This window comes from Kitasatospora sp. MAP5-34 (assembly GCF_029894335.1).
GTDB lineage: Bacteria > Actinomycetota > Actinomycetes > Streptomycetales > Streptomycetaceae > Kitasatospora.
In genome coordinates this window covers 45,210-63,136 of sequence record NZ_JARXZC010000036.1, presented here as the reverse complement: position 1 = coordinate 63,136, position 17,927 = coordinate 45,210, and the positions used below count along the sequence as shown (strand labels likewise).

Annotated in this window: 12 protein-coding genes, 1 tRNA gene and 1 pseudogene; 7 read left to right on the top strand and 7 right to left on the bottom strand. The window is 70.5% G+C overall.

Annotation, left to right across the window (positions count from 1 at the left end; translation table 11 throughout):
• Positions 1-90 precede the first annotated feature (90 nt).
• Genes P3T29_RS25260 through P3T29_RS25245 form a run of 4 tightly spaced genes read left to right on the top strand, consistent with a single transcriptional unit; the run spans position 91 to position 7,605 of the window.
• Positions 91-3,132: a lantibiotic dehydratase gene (locus P3T29_RS25260; RefSeq protein WP_280718911.1), complete on the top strand. Its 3,042-nt coding sequence runs from the start codon at positions 91-93 to the stop codon at positions 3,130-3,132.
• The gene (locus P3T29_RS25255) at positions 3,129-4,415 is read left to right on the top strand and encodes a lanthionine synthetase C family protein (protein ID WP_280718910.1); all 1,287 of its coding nucleotides are present in this window, start codon (positions 3,129-3,131) and stop codon (positions 4,413-4,415) included. The genes P3T29_RS25260 and P3T29_RS25255 overlap by 4 nt, the downstream gene beginning before the upstream one ends.
• Complete coding sequence (gene fxlM / locus P3T29_RS25250; protein WP_280718909.1) at positions 4,412-6,487, top strand: methyltransferase, FxLD system; 2,076 nt, start codon at positions 4,412-4,414, stop codon at positions 6,485-6,487. Before P3T29_RS25255 ends, fxlM begins: the two co-directional genes overlap by 4 nt.
• Before the next feature lie 5 nt (positions 6,488-6,492).
• Positions 6,493-7,605: a hypothetical protein gene (locus tag P3T29_RS25245; protein ID WP_280718908.1), complete on the top strand. Its 1,113-nt coding sequence runs from the start codon at positions 6,493-6,495 to the stop codon at positions 7,603-7,605.
• A 78-nt stretch (positions 7,606-7,683) separates the two neighbouring features.
• Here the strand turns inward: P3T29_RS25245 and P3T29_RS25240 are convergent, their stop codons facing one another.
• Positions 7,684-8,301, bottom strand: coding sequence for a hypothetical protein (locus P3T29_RS25240; protein ID WP_280718907.1), 618 nt, complete (start codon positions 8,299-8,301; stop codon positions 7,684-7,686).
• A 379-nt stretch (positions 8,302-8,680) separates the two neighbouring features.
• On the opposite strand from P3T29_RS25240, the pseudogene istA reads away from it, so the two are divergent.
• A pseudogene (istA, locus tag P3T29_RS25235) lies at positions 8,681-10,321 on the top strand (IS21 family transposase).
• Positions 10,322-10,326: 5 nt separating this feature from the next.
• On the top strand, positions 10,327-11,118 hold the full coding sequence (gene istB, locus P3T29_RS25230) for an IS21-like element helper ATPase IstB (RefSeq protein ID WP_280718934.1): 792 nt from the start codon (positions 10,327-10,329) through the stop codon (positions 11,116-11,118).
• 54 nt (positions 11,119-11,172) lie between these two features.
• Here istB and P3T29_RS25225 read toward each other — a convergent pair whose 3' ends face one another.
• The 5 genes from P3T29_RS25225 to P3T29_RS25205 all read right to left on the bottom strand — a co-directional run bounded on the left by P3T29_RS25225 (position 11,173) and on the right by P3T29_RS25205 (position 15,800).
• Positions 11,173-11,712, bottom strand: coding sequence for a hypothetical protein (locus tag P3T29_RS25225; protein WP_280718906.1), 540 nt, complete (start codon positions 11,710-11,712; stop codon positions 11,173-11,175).
• Between the two features lie 563 nt (positions 11,713-12,275).
• Positions 12,276-12,349: transfer RNA gene (locus tag P3T29_RS25220), tRNA-Pro, on the bottom strand.
• Between the two features lie 152 nt (positions 12,350-12,501).
• Positions 12,502-13,800, bottom strand: a complete 1,299-nt coding sequence (locus P3T29_RS25215) for an MFS transporter (RefSeq protein WP_280718905.1) — start codon at positions 13,798-13,800, stop codon at positions 12,502-12,504.
• Between the two features lie 329 nt (positions 13,801-14,129).
• Positions 14,130-14,993, bottom strand: coding sequence for an acyl-CoA thioesterase II (locus tag P3T29_RS25210; protein ID WP_280718904.1), 864 nt, complete (start codon positions 14,991-14,993; stop codon positions 14,130-14,132).
• A 174-nt stretch (positions 14,994-15,167) separates the two neighbouring features.
• Entirely contained in the window at positions 15,168-15,800 is a 633-nt protein-coding gene (locus tag P3T29_RS25205; protein ID WP_280718933.1) for an alpha-ketoglutarate-dependent dioxygenase AlkB, read from the bottom strand.
• A gap of 440 nt (positions 15,801-16,240) precedes the next feature.
• Between P3T29_RS25205 and P3T29_RS25200 the strand changes: the two genes are divergently transcribed.
• Positions 16,241-17,044, top strand: coding sequence for an MBL fold metallo-hydrolase (locus P3T29_RS25200; protein ID WP_280718903.1), 804 nt, complete (start codon positions 16,241-16,243; stop codon positions 17,042-17,044).
• A 114-nt stretch (positions 17,045-17,158) separates the two neighbouring features.
• On the opposite strand, the gene P3T29_RS25195 is transcribed toward P3T29_RS25200, so the two are convergent.
• Positions 17,159-17,917, bottom strand: coding sequence for a transglycosylase family protein (locus tag P3T29_RS25195; RefSeq protein WP_280718902.1), 759 nt, complete (start codon positions 17,915-17,917; stop codon positions 17,159-17,161).
• Between the last annotated feature and the right edge of the window lie 10 nt (positions 17,918-17,927).

The window sequence follows — 17,927 nt, the reverse complement described above, 5'->3', positions numbered from 1 at the left end:
AACCGCCGCACCCAAACACCGCGACGACTACCGAGGACATCCATGCGCTCACCCGAACCGCCAAGTCCTTACCGTGCGGCCGATCTCGCCATGGTGCGCGCCGTCGCCAACTCGCTGAGTGCAGCACCGGACTGGCCCGATGTCACTCGCACCGCAGCTGGCCAGGTACCGGAGTCGACCGCGTGGCTGCGCGCTGCCTGGGCCGACGAAGACACGGCCGAGGCACTCTCCCTCGCGAGCCCAACCCTGGCCCGGCAGATCGAGCAGCTGTGCCAGGACGACAACCCGAACGCACGCGAGGTCCGGCGCGCGGTCCTGGCGACTGGCCGCTACCTGTTGCGCGCCGCTGGCCGCCCAACACCGTTCGGTTTCTTCGCGGGTGTACAGACGGCCAGATTTGCCCCCTCCGCCGCACTGAGCTGGGGCCACGGGCACCGGCCGGTGGTCCGGGCAGCGGCCGGGTGGCTCGCCGAGGTGATCGCCCAGCTGGAGGACTGCCCCATGCTGCTCGCCCAGCTGGAGGTGGTCGCCAACAACACCGTCATCGTGCGCGGGGACCGGCTTGTCGTACCGCACCAGCCGCTCGCCCACCCCGGCGGCGCCACAGGCACGGCCGAGGTCACCGTGCGGCACACCACCGCGGTGTCGTTCGCCGTCGCCGCCGCTCACGCACCGATCTGGTTCGAGACGCTAACGGGGAAGCTGGCGGCTTCCTTCCCCAGTACTCCGCCCCAGCGCATCACTCGAGCGTTAACCGAGCTGGTCGCCAACCGCGTCCTGATCACGAATCTGCACGCCCCGGCAACCGAACCGGACGCCCTCGGCCACCTCCTGTCCGTGCTGGACATGGCGGCAGTCGAGAGCATCGCCGAGGTCGCCGACTTGGTAGCCGTTCTGCGTTCGCTCCACGCCGACCTCCGCGAGCACAACCGCACTCCCAGCCGAGCAGGCCGAGTCCGCGCAACGGCGACCACCGGCCGAGCAGTAGCCGTGAAACGGCCCGTGTTCGCGGTCGACCTGCTCCTGGACGCCGACCTGGTACTGCCCGAGGCGGTGGCCCGCGAGGCCGAGCGCGCCGCCGAACTGCTTGCCCGCGTCAGTGCCTTCCCCTTCGGCGTGGCGGCGTGGCGTGAGTACCACCAACGCTTCTACGAGCGCTACGGCCGCGGCGCTATGGTGCCACTGCTCGACATGGTGGCCGACAGCGGGATCGGCTGGCCTGATGGTTACCCCGGAACGCGGTCGGCCGAGCGGCCTCGATTCGGCGAGCGCGACGAGGCGCTTGCTGCCCTGGCCCAGCAGTCCGTGCTCGACGGGCAGCGCGAGGTCGTCCTGGACGATCCACTGCTGGCGGCCTTGGACTTCGGGCCGGCCGAGCCGCGCTTTCCATCCCACCTGGAGATCGGCTTCCATCTGCACGCCCGCGACCAACGATCGCTGACTGCAGGCAAGTTCCTGCTGGAGGTGGTCTCCGTCTCGCGCGCGGCGGGCGTGGCGACCGGCCGGTTCCTGCCGCTGCTCGCCTCCGAGCAGCGCACGCAGTTCACCGCCGCATTGGCAAGCGTGCCCGCAATGGACTCGGGCACGGTCACAGCCCAGCTGTCCTACCCGCCGCTGGACCCGGCCACCTCCCACGTCACCCGCACTCTGGCGACCGGACAGCTCCTCATCAGCCTGGCCGAGCACCGCGAGCCCTCCGAGCAGGTGCTCCGCCCGAGCGATTTGGCCGTCGGCTGCGATGGGCGCCGGATGTACCTCGCCGCGCCCAGGCACGGGGTTCGCATCGAGGCCGCCGCGACGTACGCCCTCAACCTGCGTACCCACACTCCGCCGCTGGCCCGGCTCATCACCGAGCTCTCCCGCGCACAGTGTGCCCAGGTCACCCGCTTCTCCTGGGGCGCAGCGCGAACGCTGCCGTTCCTGCCCCGCCTGCGCCACGGCCGAATCGTCCTGTCTCCCGCCACCTGGCGGCTGAGCGCCGGCGAACTCCCTGGCCGCGCCCAGGTCTGGGCACTGTGGGACCAGCAATTCACAGAGTGGATCATCCGGCGCCGCCTTCCGAACCGGGTGCTGCTGACCGACGGCGACCAGAAGCTCCCGCTCGACCTCGCCCAGAGCAGCCATCGCGTGTTGCTCCGCTCCCACCTCGATACCGCCGGATTGGCCATCCTGACCGAAGCGCCCGAACCGGCCGACTTGGGTTGGGCGGGCGGCCGGGCCCACGAGATCGTCCTTCCGCTCACCGCCACCCGCGCGCCGACCTGGCCGCGCCTGCCCAAGCCCGGGCTGCCCCGGCTCCTGGGGCGCCGCCACGGGGACGCGCCCGGCACCTCGCGGGTGCTGCTCGCCGCCCTGTACGGCGACCTGGAACGCCAGGACACCGTGCTCACCCGCCACCTTCCCGAACTGCTGGAGCGGCTTTGCCGGCCACGCTGGTGGTTCGTCCGCTTCCGCGACCCGCACCAGCACCTTCGGCTACGCATCGCCCTCGACGACCCGTCAGACTTCGGCCCGACGGCCGCGGTGGTCAGCACCTGGGCCGGCGAACTGCGCGAGGCCGGGCTGCTGGCCCACCTCTCCTACCCCAGCTCGTTCCCCGAGATCGGCCGATGGGGCGACGGTAGCGCCTGGGAGGCGGCCGAGCAGGTCTTCCGCACCGACTCCGCCGCCGCCCTCGCCCAGCTGTCCCAGCCACGTCGTCCCGAGAGGCAGGCACTGCTGGCCGCCCAAGCCGTCGCAATCGCGGCCAGCTTCACCGGCTCACCGACCGCCGGGCTGGACTGGCTGGTCCGCAACATCCCGCCCAAGGCCCCAGCTCCGATCCCGCGCCCGGTGTTCAGCCGAGCAGTGCACCTGGCAGACCCCGCCTGCGACTGGGCAGCTCTGCGGGACGAGGTGGGCGGAACGGAGATCGTGGACGGCTGGGCCGGCCGCGACAAGGCGCTCGTCGCCTACCGCCGCCTCTTTCCCAGCGCCCGCACCCAAGGCGTCGAGCTGGACGACGTCCTTGGCTCGCTCCTGCACTGCTCCTACGTGCGCGGCCACCGCATCGACTTCGACGACGAAGCCCAAGTCCTGTACCTGGCCCGGGCTGCAGCCTTGGCCCGCCTGTCCCGGAATGGTGAGATGTGAACGCACCGCACCACGCACTGCAGCTGTCCGACCGCATCGCCGACCTGCTCGCTGACCCATCCCGCGTGCCGGTGTCCTGGACGTCCCAGCCGCAGTGGCGCCAGTCGCTCGCCCACGGCCTTCCGGGCATCGCCCTGCTGCACATCGAGCGTGCCGCCGTCGGCCGTGCTCCATGGGAACGAGCCCACGCCTGGTTGACGGCCGCGGTCGGCGCAGTGACACGGGGCCCCAGCTGCTACCTCTACTACGGGGCGCCCGCACTCGCCCATGCGCTGGCGAGCGCCGCCGAAGTTCACCCCCACAGCTACCGGCAGGCTCTGGCCGAACTTGACCAGGCCGTCGCAGCCGACGCGATCCACCGCTGCGACGCTGCGCACGCCAGGATCAACCGCGGGGAACTCACCGCCCTCGCAGAGTTCGACACCATCCGCGGCCTGACCGGTCTCGGCGCCCACCTGCTGCGCCGCGACCCAGACGGCCAGGCGCTCTGGGCAGTGCTGCGCTATCTGGTCCGCCTCACCGACGAGGTCAGGCACGACGGCCAGCTCCTGCCCGGCTGGTGGACCGCGACCGCGCCCTCCGGCAAGCCCGACGCGGGCTTCCCCTTCGGGCACGCCAACAACGGGCTCGCCCACGGCATCGCCGGCCCGCTCGCTCTGCTGTCCCTGGCCATGTCGCGCGGCATTGCGGTCCACGGCCAGGTGGACGCGATCGAGGTGATCCTCGCCTGGCTCGACCGATGGCAGGACGGCCCAGCCTGGCCCTACTGGACCACCCCCGTGCACCTCGACCAGCCGCACCGAAAGCCGCTTCCAGGCCAGCGGCCGAGCTGGTGCTACGGAACCGCCGGCGTGGCCCGCGCCCAGCAGCTCGCCGCACTCGCGCTTGGCGACGGGCGCCGACGCCAGACCGCCGAGAGTGCCCTCGCCACGGCCCTTTCGGACCCGGTCGCGTTCGCCACCACCACCGACCTGTCCGCGTGCCACGGCTACGCCGGACTCGCTCACATCGCCTACCGCGCCGCTGGCGACGCCGATATCCACATCGCCGCCCGCCTCCGCTCGACCGCCGCCCAGCTCCTGGACAGCGCCTGCCCGCCTGGCACCGACCCCGACGAACAGGCCCGCTGCCTGCTGGCCACCGCCGGCCCAGCGTTCCTCGAAGGCGCCGCCGGCATCGCTCTCGGCCTCCTCGCCCCCGCCACCGGCTCACCCCCGGCCTCGGGCTGGGACACCTGCCTGCTGATCGCCTGTCCCGGCCTGACCAACTTTGGAGAGCGATGACCACCGCCTGGATCCAGCACGACATCACCATCCCCCGCGACAACGCCGAGCGCGTCGCCGCCCGCGACCTCGCTCCCGCCCTGGAAGGCGCCCGCAACTCCGGTCTGCTGGAGGACTGGTGGTACATGCGCAAGGACCCTTTCCGGCTGCGCTACCGGGCCAAGGAGCCGGTCCTGGCGATCTCCTGCCTGCTCGACTCCCTCGCCGACGAGGGCCACATCGCGGGCTGGAACCTCGGCGTCTACGAGCCCGAGACCGCGGCGTTCGGCGGCGCCGAGGCGATGGACGTCGCCCACCGGTTGTTCCACACGGACAGCCGCCACCTCCTCACCCGCGCTGCTCGGGATCGGGAGCCCGCAGTCGGCCGACGCGAGACCGCCGTACTGCTCGCCGGGGTACTGATGCGCGCCGCCAGCCTCGACTGGTACGAGCAGGGCAACGTCTGGCACCTCTTCAGCCAGCTGCGCCCCGATCCGCCGCCGCTGAACCCGGAGCGCTCCCGAGCCCTGACCGGGGCGATGCACCGCCTGATGACCGTCGACACCCGGCAACTCACCCGGGCCCCCGGGCCGCTCACCGGCCACCACACATGGGTCGCTGCCTTCGAGACGGCCGGCCAGGACCTCTCCCGCCTGGCCCGCCAAGGGCAGCTCACCCGCGGGCTGCGCTCCGTGCTCGCCCACCACCTCCTCTTCCACGCCAACCGCGCCGGCCTGCCCGTCGAGCACCAAGCAGCGATGGCAGCAAGGGCGTTGGACGCCGTCTTCCACTCCGGCGAGGACCCCGTGTCCCCGCTGTCCACCATCCGCACAACCAATAGGGTCGCCCAAGTGACTACTCCCAGCGACAACAACGCCGTCACCGCCGAGCAGCTGCGCGCCGCGCTCACCGATCGCCTGTGTGAGCAGAAGGCGATCAACAGCACCGCCGTCGAGCGTGCCTTCCGCACCGTTCCTCGCGAGCACTTCCTTCCCGACGTCCCGCTGAAGACGGCGTACGCCGACAACCCCACGTACACCAAGACTGACGGCTCCGGCGCCCAGATCAGCGCCGCCTCCCAGCCGTGGATCGTGGCCATGATGCTCGAACAGCTCGGCGCCCTGCCTGGCGAGCAGATCTTCGAGGCCGGTGCCGGCACCGGCGTCAACGCCGCCTACATGGCCACTCTGGTGGGCTCCGACGGACACGTGGTGACCGTGGACGTGGACGACGACCTCGTCGACGGCGCCCGCAAGCACCTCGCCGACGCCGGCATCGCGAACGTCGAAGTCGTCCTCGCGGACGGCGCACTCGGCCACCCCGACGGCGCCCCCTACGACCGCGTCATCGCCACCGTTGGCACCAGCGACATGCCCACGGCCTGGCTCAGGCAGCTCAAGCCCACCGGCCGGATCGTCGTCCCGCTGCGGTTGCGCGGCACCGCCTCCCGCTCCATCGCCTTCGAACGAGGCCAAGGCGGCTGGGTGTCCGTCGACAGCCAACTCGCGGTGTTCATGCCGCTGCGTGCCAGCATGGATGACGCCCGACGCACCGTCACCCTCGGCGAGCAGGGCGACGTGGAACTCCAGGTCCACAAGGACCAGAGCGACGCGGTCGACGCCACCACCCTGCTCGGCGTCCTCGGTACTGAGCGCCACGAGTGCTGGACCGGCGTAAACATCGTCGCCGGCACGACCTACGAGTACATGGACCTGTGGCTGGCCTGCGTACTGCCGCACTCTCTAATGCGGATGAGCGTGGCCGACAGCGCCCAGGAGCGCGGCGTGTCCCGCATGTTCGGCTGGGGGTCCATGGCGACCGTGGACGGCTCCTCCCTCGCCTACCTCACCATCCGCCCCGCCGAACCGAGCGAGGACGGCCGGAAGACCTTCGAGACCGGCGTCATCGGCCACGGCCCCGCCAGCAGGGACCTCGCCGAGCTGGTCTCGCGACAGATCCGCATCTGGGACGAGGAGTTCCGCAACCGCACCGTTCGGTTCGAGCTGCCCGACGTCTCGGCCACCGCCGACCCCGGTGCCGGCCGGATTGTCCTGTCCCGCCCGCACCACCCGATCATCGTCATCTGGGAGTAGCCGCCGTGCACCCGACCGGACCCATCGCCCGGCGCTTCCCGTTGGTCGCCCGGATCCGGCCCGCGTGCCTGCCCCTGGAAGCCCGCGTCGACAAGCTCTGTGAGCTGGCCGACGCGGGCACCCGGCAGGCCGACCCTGGCCTGGCATCCACGGTCTTCAACCAAGCCGCTCTCCTCGCCTCCGACCTCGGCCTACCCGACTATGCGCGCGAGCTGTGCCGGCGCCATGCCCACCTCTACCTGAACCTCGGACCGCTGCCGCCGACGAGCGCCATCCGCGGCCTCGAACCCGTCGTCAACCTCGCCCGCCTGCACATCAGAGCCGGCCACCACGAACAGGGCCACCAGCTCCTGCTCGACCTCTACCAAGCCGTCACCACCGGCGCCGGAACCGTCCTCGACGGCGTCACCATCCCCGCCCACCTCACCGAGACCCACCAGCAACGTGCCGAAGTCCGCAAGTGGCTCTGGCGCGTGGTCCTGGCCGACGGCACCCGTGCCCTCACCACCACCGGCCGCTGGCACGACGCAATGCGCCATCTTCAGGAACACCGCGGTATCGGGCTGCGCATGCTCGACGGCCGCCAGGTCGCCGTCCTCGCCCGCGCCACCACCGGCGACACCGCCGGCGCACTCGCACTCCTCGAAGCCACCGAACCCGGCGAGCCCTGGGAGAACGCCGTCACCGCTGTCCTGACCGCCCTCTGCCGCCCCGGCCACCAGCACACAGCAGCCACCGCCATCGACCACTGCCTGTCCCTGCAACCGACCGCCGGGCTGGACCTGTTCACCACCCGCCTCGCCCTGACCGCCGCCGAAGCAGCCTCCGACGACCGGGGCGCTGCAGGTGGCCCGCTTCTGGACTCGCTGATCAGGCGGATGAGCGAGTCCGGCGACGGCTACGCACTGCGCGAGATCCTCGCCCATCCCCCAGCCCGCGCCCGCCTGAAGCCCACCGAAGCGAACGCCCTCGAACAAGCCCTGCACGCCTGCGCGCTGGACTCCGGCGAGCTACCCGAGCCCACCCAGGCCCAGCTGTGGGAAGCGCTCGGCCACGCCACGAACGTCCTCGAAAGCGCCCCGATCAACCGATGCACGCCCGGGGCCGGACCCGCTTGAACGTACGGTTCAAACCGCACCAACCTCGCTGGACCATCGTCAGCGAAGCGGCCTACAGCAGGGCGTTCCCGGGCCCAATCAGTCGGTCCCGCGTTCGTCCGGCCGCTGGGCTTCGAGGTCAGCGACACGGGCCCGCAGGCCCAGGATCTCCGCCTGTAGCTCCTCATTCGTACGGGCGGACAGCGGGCCCGGCGGATGCGGCTCATCGGGCTGCACTGACAGACGGGCCGCGGCTGCCTCGGACTCACGCTTGTCCTTGAAGAGGATTTCGAGCACCGCCATCATCTGCTCCGGGCTCAGCGGCGGCGGAGGGCAGCAGCGCATGCAGTGCTCGCCAAGGCGCCCAGCGAGCGTCCACCGGAAGGCATGGCACAGCGGGTGCCGAGCCCGGAACTCGGCCTCATACGCAGCAGCCTCGGCCTGCTCGTCCTCCGTGTAATACATGGTCCCCTTGGAATGCCACTCCGGCGCTTCCTGAGCAGTGAGCAGCGGCTGGCCGCAGCCACGGCAGGGTGCGCCGGCGGCGTACTCCTCCCAGCTCAGCTCGGCGCCCACTTCCCAAGCGGCATCCTCACCGACCGGGCACAGGAAGCCGTCGTCCTGCCGGTTGCTCAACGGGGTGAGAATTCCGTTCTCATGGCACTGCAGGCAGTACGACGTACCGTCAATGCCGACGACAGATAGGCGTTGAACCATGACACCGACCCTCCGCTCTCCACTCACGGGGACTACTGCCACCATGGTGACGGACCATCAGCCGTTAGAGCCGAAGCACGGTTCGAGGCCATAACACACCCCTGCCCGCTGTACAGCTGCTCCCACCCAGCCGTCGGCAGCGCGTCAGGCAGCAGCGACACACCGACCAACATCGCTGAAACGGGCTTCTCGCCCTTGACCCCCTGCAAATGGCCCCCGGGCAAGTGGCTTTAATCACGAGTCGTGACGTCAGTTGTTCACGAGTTTGGGAGGCACCCCGAACCACGGACGGGTGATGTTCACGAGTTTCAACGTCACTGGGGTACTTGCCAGGGCAGCATCGGGGTGCTCCTGGTGAAAGGCCCTGGTCATGCCGCAGATGTCGAAGGTCGAGCTGTACGCCGCGATCCGGCGCGACCACCGCGACGGCATGAAGCTGCGGGAAATCGAGCGCAAGTACAACGTGTCGTGGCGGACGATCAGGAAGGCCGTCGACTCGGTCTGGCCGGAGCCGCGGAAGAAGCTCCCGCCGCGGCCGACCGGGCTGGACCCTTACAAGGCGGTGATCGACGGGATCCTGCGGGCGGACCTGGACGCGCCGCGCAAGCAGCGGCACACGGTCACCCGGATCTTCCACCGCCTGGTCGCCGAGCACAGCGCCGAGGTCTCGTACCAGCAGGTCCGGCGCTACGTCGCTGACCGCAAGCCACAGATCCTGGTGGCGTCCGGCAAGGCCCCGATCGAGGCGTTCGTCCCGCAGACGCACCAGCCCGGGATGGAGGCTGAGGTCGACTTCGGCGACGTGAGCGTGCGGCTCGCCGGCGAGCTGGTGACCTGCTACCTGTTCTCCTTCCGCTTGTCGTACTCGGGCAAGGCCGTTCACCGCGTCTTCGCGTCCTGCGGGCAGGAGGCGTTCTTCGAGGGCCACGTCCATGCGCTGCGGACGTTGGGCGGGGTCCCGCGGAGCAAGGTCCGCTACGACAATCTGAAGGCCGCCGTTGCCCGGGTGCTTGGGCTGAGCCGAGCGCGGGTGGAGGCTGACCGGTGGATCGCCTTCAGGTCGCACTTCGGGATCGAGAGCTTCTACTGCCGGCCCGGCATCGAGGGCGCTCACGAGAAGGGTGGCGTCGAGGGGCAGATCGGCTACTTCCGGCGCAACCACTTCGCGCCTGTGCCGGAGGTCGAGTCGCTGGCGGAGCTGAACGAGCTGGTCGAGCAGTGGGACCGGCACGACGGGCGGCGCCGGATCGGCTCCAGGGCCCGGACGATCGACGAGTACTTCGAGGACGAGCGCCCGCGCCTGCTGCCGCTGCCGCAGGACCCGTTCGAGACGGGCCGGGTGTTCACCCCGCGGGTCGATCGCTACAGCCAGATCGCAGTCCGCACCAACCGCTACTCGGTGCCGGTGAGGCTGATCGGCAAGCGGGTCAGGGTGCTGCTGCACGCCTCCCACCTGGTGGTCTACGACAGGAACGTGGAGGTGGCCCGGCACTAGCGGCTGATCGCCAAGGGCGGCTGCCGACTGGAGCTGGATCACTATCTGGAGGCCTTGGTCCGCAAGCCGGGCGCCTTTCCCGGTGCAACCGCGCTCGACCAAGCCCGCTCCGCCGGGAAGTTCACCCCGGTCCACGACGCCTGGTGGGCCGCGGCGGTCAGGGCACACGGCGACGCCGAGGGCACCCGGGCGCTGATCGAGGTGCTGCTGCTGGGTCGTCACCTCCCGCACGAGCACATCGTCGCGGGCCTGGCCACCGCCCTGCGGGCCGGGGCACTGACCGCGGACGCGGTCGCCCTGGAGGCCCGCAAGGCCGCCCAGACCGAGGACGAGCCCGCCGTCGACGTCCCGGCGCCGCGGCCGGGTGCCGGATCGGGATCGGGGACGGTGACGTTTCTGCACGAGTGGAAGCTCAACCATCTTCCGCCGGACACCAGGCCGCTGCCCTCGGTGACCCACTACGACCAGTTGCTCCGACACCGCCGCGCCGGCGGCGGTGACCTGCGAGAGGGAGAAGTGCCATGACCGCCATGCTGCCCCGTCAGCGGAACCTGACCGAGCAGGCCGCGACCACGGCCATCGACACCGCCTGCCGACTGCTGCGGCTGCCGTCGATCCGCAACGAGTTCGCCGACATCGCCGACCGGGCGGTCAAGGATCAGATGACCTACCGCGGCTTCCTCGCCGAGCTGCTGATGGCCGAGTGCGATGACCGGGCCCGCCGCCGCTCGGAGCGGCGGATCAAGGCCGCCGGGTTCCCCCGGGACAAGTCGCTGCGGACCTTCGACTTCGACGCCAACCCCAACATCGACCCCGCCGTGATCAACACCCTCGCCAGCTGCGAGTGGATCAAGAAGAGCCAGCCGCTCTGCTTGATCGGCGACTCCGGCACTGGCAAGTCCCACATGCTCATCGCCCTTGGCACCGAGGCCGCCATGCAGGGCTACCGGGTCCGCTACACGCTCGCCACCAAGCTGGTGAACGAGCTGGTGGAGGCCGCCGACGAGAAGCAGCTGAACAAGACCATCGCCCGCTACGGCCGCGTCGACCTTCTCTGCATCGACGAGCTCGGCTACATGGAACTCGACCGCCGCGGCGCCGAACTGCTCTTCCAGGTCCTGACCGAGCGCGAGGAGAAGAACAGCGTCGCCATCGCCTCCAACGAGTCGTTCGGCGGCTGGACCAAGACCTTCACCGACCCCCGCCTCTGCGCGGCCATCGTCGACCGCCTCACCTTCAACGGAACCATCATCGAGACCGGCACCGACTCCTACAGGCTCGCCACCACCCGTGCCCGCACCGGACAAGCCGCCGCCAGCTGACCTGCCGCGGCCCGCCACCTCCCCGAGAGCGGGCCGCACCACTGGGATCGATTCTCAGCTGACCGTGAAGCCTCCACGGACCACCGTCTCGCGCAGCCACCCAAGCCAGTCACGCCAAAGCTCATCGGCCTCCGGCTCGGCACGCACGCTGACCGGCGCCTCCTCATACCGGTCCAGAGCCTGCGCGATCTCCTGAGAACCGACCAACCACGGGCCGTTGCTCAGCAGCTTGAACTCCGGGATCCCGACCTGCCCAGGCACGGTCTGCGCCGAGGCGGCTCGCTCGGCGGCGACATACGCGTCCCTCCGGGCCTGGTCAGCTGACCGCCAGTCCTCGACGTCCTTGAACGGCCAGGCGGGGAAGGGATGATGCTCTGCCCGATAGGTCATACCAGAACGGCGCATCACGTCCCGGCACACCGCCATCCCCGCGACGTTCAGATGGAATTGAAACGGCTCCGCGAGCGAGAAGTACGACTCCGAGCACCTCGGAACGTGATCACACGGTAGACCAGAATCGGTGCACGACTCCCATCGACTCCGCGCCTCCGCCACGGCTTCGGGCAACTCCACCCACTCCAGGTCATAGCTCATGCGTTCCCCCATCGAACAGTCCAAGGCTGCCCGCACAGAATCCCACGCCACGACCTGCCGAGACGATCAAGAATCGAGCCTATGCCACGGCCCGCCACCGCGACGCTGCTGTCAAAACTCGTGAACATCCACTCGTCGAGTGATCACTAACCGCTGTCCGAACTCGCGGACAAACGCTGTCCCTAGAAGTGAACGAAGCCAGGCAAGGGCACTCCCAGCCCCGAGGGCCCAAAACCGTTGACAGGTAACGCCGCTCCCAGTCAGAGAAACCTGGGAGCAGCAGGTCAGTGACCCCGACCAGTTGCGCACGCCAGCCCGTGCGCCCCCGGCGGACACGACACGCCCCGCCGCCACAGAAAAGATCTCTGCGAACTCGACCGCATCGGGTGACAATGCCCGCCGCCGCATTGACCTCTGGGAGCAGACTGGGAGCAAATCGCTCCCATTTACTCCCAACACTCCCAGCCCTGCGCTCCCAGAAGTTGCCCCCATGAACGCCAAAAGACCGTACTCTGAAAGTAGAGTACGGCCTCTGAGCTGCGACTTTGGACATCAGTCCGAAGTCGGGATGACAGGATTTGAACCTGCGACCCCTTGACCCCCAGTCAAGTGCGCTACCAAGCTGCGCCACATCCCGTGGTCTCGTGACCTCCGGTCAGAGCCTGGGGCTGCTGATCTTCGGTTTCTTGACCCGCCGCCCGATCTTCTGGCGACGTGGAAAACAATACAGCACGGCGGGGGGTGCTCGCTGCCAGGTTTCCGGTGGGGTCGGTCGGGTGGTGTCGCAGGTCAGGGAGCGGGGTGGCGAGCGTCGTAGCGGAGGAAGGCGGGGCGGCGGGCGGCGAGGAGGAGTACGGCGGCGATGCAGGCGAGGCCGCCGGTGACCGCTGAGACGGCGGGGGAGGTAAGGGCTGCGACGGAGCCGGACTCGAAGTCGCCCAGGCGGGGGCCGCCGGCGACCACCACGGTGAAGATGCCCTGCAGGCGGCCGCGCATCTCGTCGGGTGCCGCGACCTGCATCATGGTGTTCCGGAAGATCATGCTGATGGTGTCCGCGCAGCCGGCCACCGCCAGGAACAGCAGGCCCAACCACAGCTCGCGCACCAGGCCGAAGGCGGCGATCGAGAGCCCCCACACGCTCACGGCGACGAGGATGGCGATGCCGTGGCGATGCACCCGGGACACCCAACCGGAGAACAGCGCCCCGGTGAGCGCGCCGACGGCCGGCGCTGCGACCAGCAGTCCGACCGTGCCGGGCCCGCCGCCGTAGAACCCGACGGCGATCGCCGGGAAGAGCGCGCGCGGCAGCCCGAAAATCATCGCGGCGAGGTCGGCCAGGAAGCTGGTCCGCAGATTGGGCCGTTCGCGGAGGAAGCGCAACCCGTCCAGCACCGAGGCCCGCCGCGCGCCACCCGTGCCGGCCGTACGGGCGGTACCGGCCGTGACGGCATTGCCTACAGCACCCGTAGCGCCGGTCACCGCTCCCCCGGGCCGCATCGCGGGCAGGCGCCACATCGCGTACAGCGTGGCGCCGAACGCCACGGTGTCGACCAGGTACGCGGCCTGGGCCCCGTAAGCCCCGATCAGAACACCACCGAGCATCGGGCCCACGGTCATGCCGAGGTTCATGCTGACCGTGTTGAGGGCGTTCGCGGCCGGCAGCTGACGGCTCGGCACCAACCTGGGGATCATGGACGACCGGGCCGGCGAGCTCAGCGCGAAGAACGCGGCTTGGACAGCCACAGCCCCGTACAGCAACGCCACGGACCCGAAGCCCAGCAGTGCCTGCACGGCCAGCACCACCGAGACGGCGGCGAGCCCGGCCGAGCCGGTGAGCCCGAGCAGCCGACGGTCCACCCGGTCGGCGATCACGCCGCCGTACAGGCCGAAGGCGATCAGCGGCAGCAGCGAGAAGAGGCCGACCAGACCGGTCGCGAAACTGGATCGCGTCAGGTCGTAGACCTGTACGGACACCGCCACCGCCGTCATCTGCTGACCGATGGACGAGACGGACTGCCCGAACCACACCCGCCGGTAGTCCGGGATCTCCCGCAGCGGACTGAGGTCGGCGAACGCCCCCTTGGCCACCCGCCGCAGCCGCCCGGGCACTGGGCCGGGACCACGCCCGGACCCACGCCCGGACCCAGGTCCGGGCCCGGACCCGCCGGAGCCGATCGAACTGTCAGGGCCGGCCGCCTTGTCGGCGCTCGCATCGGACGGTGGGGAAGGTTGATTGGTCGACATGTTGGTCCATGCTCGTCCAGGCACTCGGGGGCCCCCGCCCCGGGGCCCCCGAACCCCCGCCGCCACCACCACCAGCAGCACCGCCACTACTCGCGTTACCGCGAGAGCACCTGCTTCTCCCCCGCTATACCGTCGCCGGTCACCGGTAGGAGCGTGTCACCGGTAGGAGAGTGTCACCGGTCGGAGAGCGGGCGGAACAGGCCCTCCTGCATGACGGAGACGACCAGCTGGCCGCTCCGGTCGTAGATCTGGCCCCGCGCCAGGCCGCGCGCTCCGTGCGCGACGGGTGACTCCTGCTGGTAGAGCAGCCAGTCGTCAGCCCGGAACGGGCGGTGGAACCACATCGCGTGGTCGAGCGAGGCCATGTCGAAGTTCCGCTCGCCCCACAGTGGTTCGACGGGTGCGCGGACCGAGTCGAGCAGCGTCATGTCGCTGGCGTAGGTGAGGGCACACACGTGGATCAGCGGCTCGTCGGGGAGTGCGCCGTTGGTGCGGAGCCAGACGCCGCTTCGCGGCTCGACTCCGACCAACTCCTCCTTCGTCCAACGGAGTCGGTCCACGTACCGGATGTCGAAGGGCTGCCGGCGGCTGATGAACGGCGGCAGCTCACCCAACCTGGCGCCGACCTCCTCCAGCGCGCTGGGCAGATCCTCCGGCGCGGGTACGTCGGGCATCGGGTCCTGATGCTCGATGCCGCCCTGCTCCGGCAGGTGGAAGTCGGCGGTGAGCGCGAAGATGCTGCGGCCCTGCTGGATGCCGAGGACCCGGCGGGTCGTGAAGGTGCGCCCGTCGCGGATCCGGTCGACCTGGTAGACGATCGGCACTCCCGGTACGCCGGGGCGCAGGAAGTAGGCGTGCAGCGAGTGCACCGGGCGCCCGGGGTCGACCGTGCGCCCTGCGGCCACCAGTGCCTGCCCCGCCACCTGGCCGCCGAACGTGCGCTGCAGCGACTCCTCAGGGCTGCGGCCCCGGAAGATGTTGAGCTCGATCTCCTCCAGATCGAGCAGATCGACAAGCTGGTCGACGGGTGTACCCATGGTGCGCTCCCTCTCCTGGCCGATCTTGGCCGACCCGGCGGACCGCACGGGGCGTCCACGCCCGGCACCTCCGCCATCGTCTATCAGAAGTCTGCTGCTCGTACCTGAATTCCCGCTCCCCGAAGCTCCCCCGAAGCTTCCCGGAGCCGTGGAGTGCTGCGTATCGCCCCGCACTCACCCCAGGCCCGACTGCCGCAGCGTGAGGTTGAGCCGCCCTACCAGCCCGAGGCCCGGATCGGCCGTCCCGGGCAGGGTCCGCACCACGCCGTGGTAGGCGAACCTGGCCGGGCCACCGAAGACCAGCAGGTCACCGCTGCGCAGTTCCAGATCGGTCCAGGGACGGGTGCGGGTCTCCGTGTTGCCGAGCCGGAAGACGCAGGTGTCGCCGAGCGAGAGCGAGACCACGGGCGCGTCGACCCGCTCCTCGCGATCGCGGTGCAGGCCCATCTTGGCGCCGTGGGGGTAGTGGTTGATCACCGCGACGTCCGGTGCGTACCCGGCCGCGCCGACGATCTCCCGTTCGCCCGTACCTCCCGCAGTCGTCCCGTAGGCGTCCGCCAGAGCCCGCCGGGCCAGCTCGACCAGCTCCGGCGGGAACGGCTTGACCGGGGCACCGTCGCCGTCCACCACCGTCCGCGCGTAGCCGTACGGGTACCAGTGCCAGCCGAGGCAGACCATCCGCACCGACATCACCCCGCCCCGGGGCAGCCGCACCGTCCGCATCCCGGCGGGCGGGCGGGCCCACTCACGGCAGGCCGCCACCATCTCCCGCTGCTCGGCCGGGCTGAGCCAGTCGGGCAGCAGCACGACGCCGGGCGCCGGTTCCGCCCGCTGACGCTGGGCCTGCCCGAGGGACGGCCCGGGGGGCTGCCCGAGGGACGGCTGACGGGACGGCTGACGGGACGGCTCGCCGAACAGCTGGGGGAAGAGATCCGGGAGCTGCTCGGGAAACAGCTCTGCGGGCTGCCCGGGGTACTCGGCCGCGGACTGCCCGGGGGCCTGCTCGGGTGAGCGTGCACCGTCCATGCCCCCATCCTCGCAGCCGACCGGCCCGCCATCCGCTCGGCCATCCGCATCCGCTCGGCGATCCCGTCGGCCATCCGCGTGGCCGTCCGTGCGACCGTCCGCGCGACCACCGCCGATGGGCGGCTGGGCCGTTCGGCGCAGGGTCGGAACGGCAGCGGGTGCAGCGACGGGCCGGGCGGCCCACGCTGAAACCGGAGTACTCCAGTCGGCAAGGAGCCGCCATGAAGACCCTGGACTTCAAGATCGTCGACTTCCCGGACACCTCGCTCAACAAATCCGCCGTGCTGGTCACCGGCGCGCGCGAGGCACTGCTGGTCGACGCGGGCTTCACCCGCTCCGACGGCCGACGGCTGGTGCAGGAGGTCAGGGACTCCGGCCGGACGCTGACCACGGTCTTCGTCAGTCACGGCGACCCGGACTTCTACTTCGGCGCGGAGGTGGTGAAGGACAGCTTCCCCGGGGCCCGGGTCCTCGCCACACCGGCGGTCATCGAGCACATCGTGGACACCTACGAGGTCAAACGGCAGAGCTGGGCCCACCTCGGCGACGAACTTCCCACCCGCCTCGTCGTACCGGAGCCACTGCCGGGCGACGTGATCGAGTTCGAGGGCCACCGGCTGGAGTTGCGCGGCGCCGACTTCCACCTGCCGGACCGGCACTACCTCTGGGAGCACCAGCACCGGGCGATCCTCGGCGGCGTACTGCTCTTCCAGGGGCTGCACGTGTGGACCGCCGACACACCCACCCCCGCACAACGAGCCGCCTGGATCGACCTGTTGGACGGCATGGAGGCGCTGGACCCGTCCTTCGTGGTGGCCGGGCACCGGACGCCCGGCGCGCCGACGGACGGCACGGCCATCCGCTACACCCGGGAGTACCTGCGGACCTTCGAGACGGAGATCGGGCGGGCCCCCGATGCCGCGACAGCGCGGTCGGAACTGGAGCGGCACTACCCCGCCGCCGGCCTCGTCCTCGCCGCCGAACTCGGCACCAAGGTCGCCAAGGGCGAGCTGACCTGGGGCTGACCGGGGCCTCGCACCGGGCCGACCGGCGCAGACACAACAGCACCGCCGGCCGTCCCACGCGTTGGGGAGCGGCCGGCGGTGTCGGTGCTTCGGGGTACGTCCCTACCGGGTACGTCAGACCGAGAGGACCTGGCCCGGGAAGATCAGGTCCGGGTTGCCGCCGACGACGCCGGCGTTGTGGCTGTACAGGGTCTTCCAGTCGAGACCCTTGGAGGCCGCGATGGTGCTCAGGGTGTCGCCGCTCTTGACGGTGTAGTTGCCACCGTTGCTCTTCGCCGCCGGGGAAGCCGGGGCGACGGGGGCCTTGGTGGTCTTCGGCGCCTCGACCGGGGCGGCGGCGCTCTTCTTCGATACCGAGGAGTCGGCCTTCGGGGCCACGTTCTGCGGCGCGGGGGCGGCCTTCGAACGCGAAGCCTTGGTGGAGGACGCGGACGAGTTCGCGGACGAGTTCGCGGACGAGGAGGTGTCGACCTGGGCGGCGGCGCCACCCTGGGTCAGGCCGGCCTTGACGGAGCAGACCGGCCAGGCGCCGGGGCCCTGCGAGGCGAGGACCTTCTCGGCGACGGCGATCTGCTGGGCCTTGGTGGCCAGGTTGGCCTGGGCGGCGTACTGGGTGCCACCGTAGGCGGCCCAGGTGCTGGAGGTGAACTGCAGGCCGCCGTAGAAGCCGTTACCGGTGTTGATGCTCCAGTTGCCGGTGCTCTCGCACTGGGCGACCGCGTCCCAGGTGGAGACCGAGGCGGCGGAGGCCGAGTTGGCCGTGACGAGGCCGGCCACCGGGAGGACGAGGACAGCCCCGCCCATGAGGGCCATCCGCACGCGGTTGCGCTTGGTGGTGGAGGTGGCAGCGGCGGTCTCGTTACGGAAGGTCATGTGTTTCCTC

Bases quoted from the DNA above. Each gene is read 5' to 3' on its own strand.
- P3T29_RS25260 (WP_280718911.1), top strand. From the start codon at position 91: ATGGTGCGCGCCGTCGCCAACTCGCTGAGTGCAGCACCGGACTGGCCC.
- fxlM (WP_280718909.1), top strand. From the start codon at position 4,412: ATGACCACCGCCTGGATCCAGCACGACATCACCATCCCCCGCGACAAC.
- P3T29_RS25240 (WP_280718907.1), bottom strand. From the start codon at position 8,301: ATGGTTCAACGCCTATCTGTCGTCGGCATTGACGGTACGTCGTACTGC.
- istB (WP_280718934.1), top strand. From the start codon at position 10,327: ATGCTGCCCCGTCAGCGGAACCTGACCGAGCAGGCCGCGACCACGGCC.
- P3T29_RS25225 (WP_280718906.1), bottom strand. From the start codon at position 11,712: ATGAGCTATGACCTGGAGTGGGTGGAGTTGCCCGAAGCCGTGGCGGAG.
- P3T29_RS25210 (WP_280718904.1), bottom strand. From the start codon at position 14,993: ATGGGTACACCCGTCGACCAGCTTGTCGATCTGCTCGATCTGGAGGAG.
- P3T29_RS25200 (WP_280718903.1), top strand. From the start codon at position 16,241: ATGAAGACCCTGGACTTCAAGATCGTCGACTTCCCGGACACCTCGCTC.
- P3T29_RS25195 (WP_280718902.1), bottom strand. From the start codon at position 17,917: ATGACCTTCCGTAACGAGACCGCCGCTGCCACCTCCACCACCAAGCGC.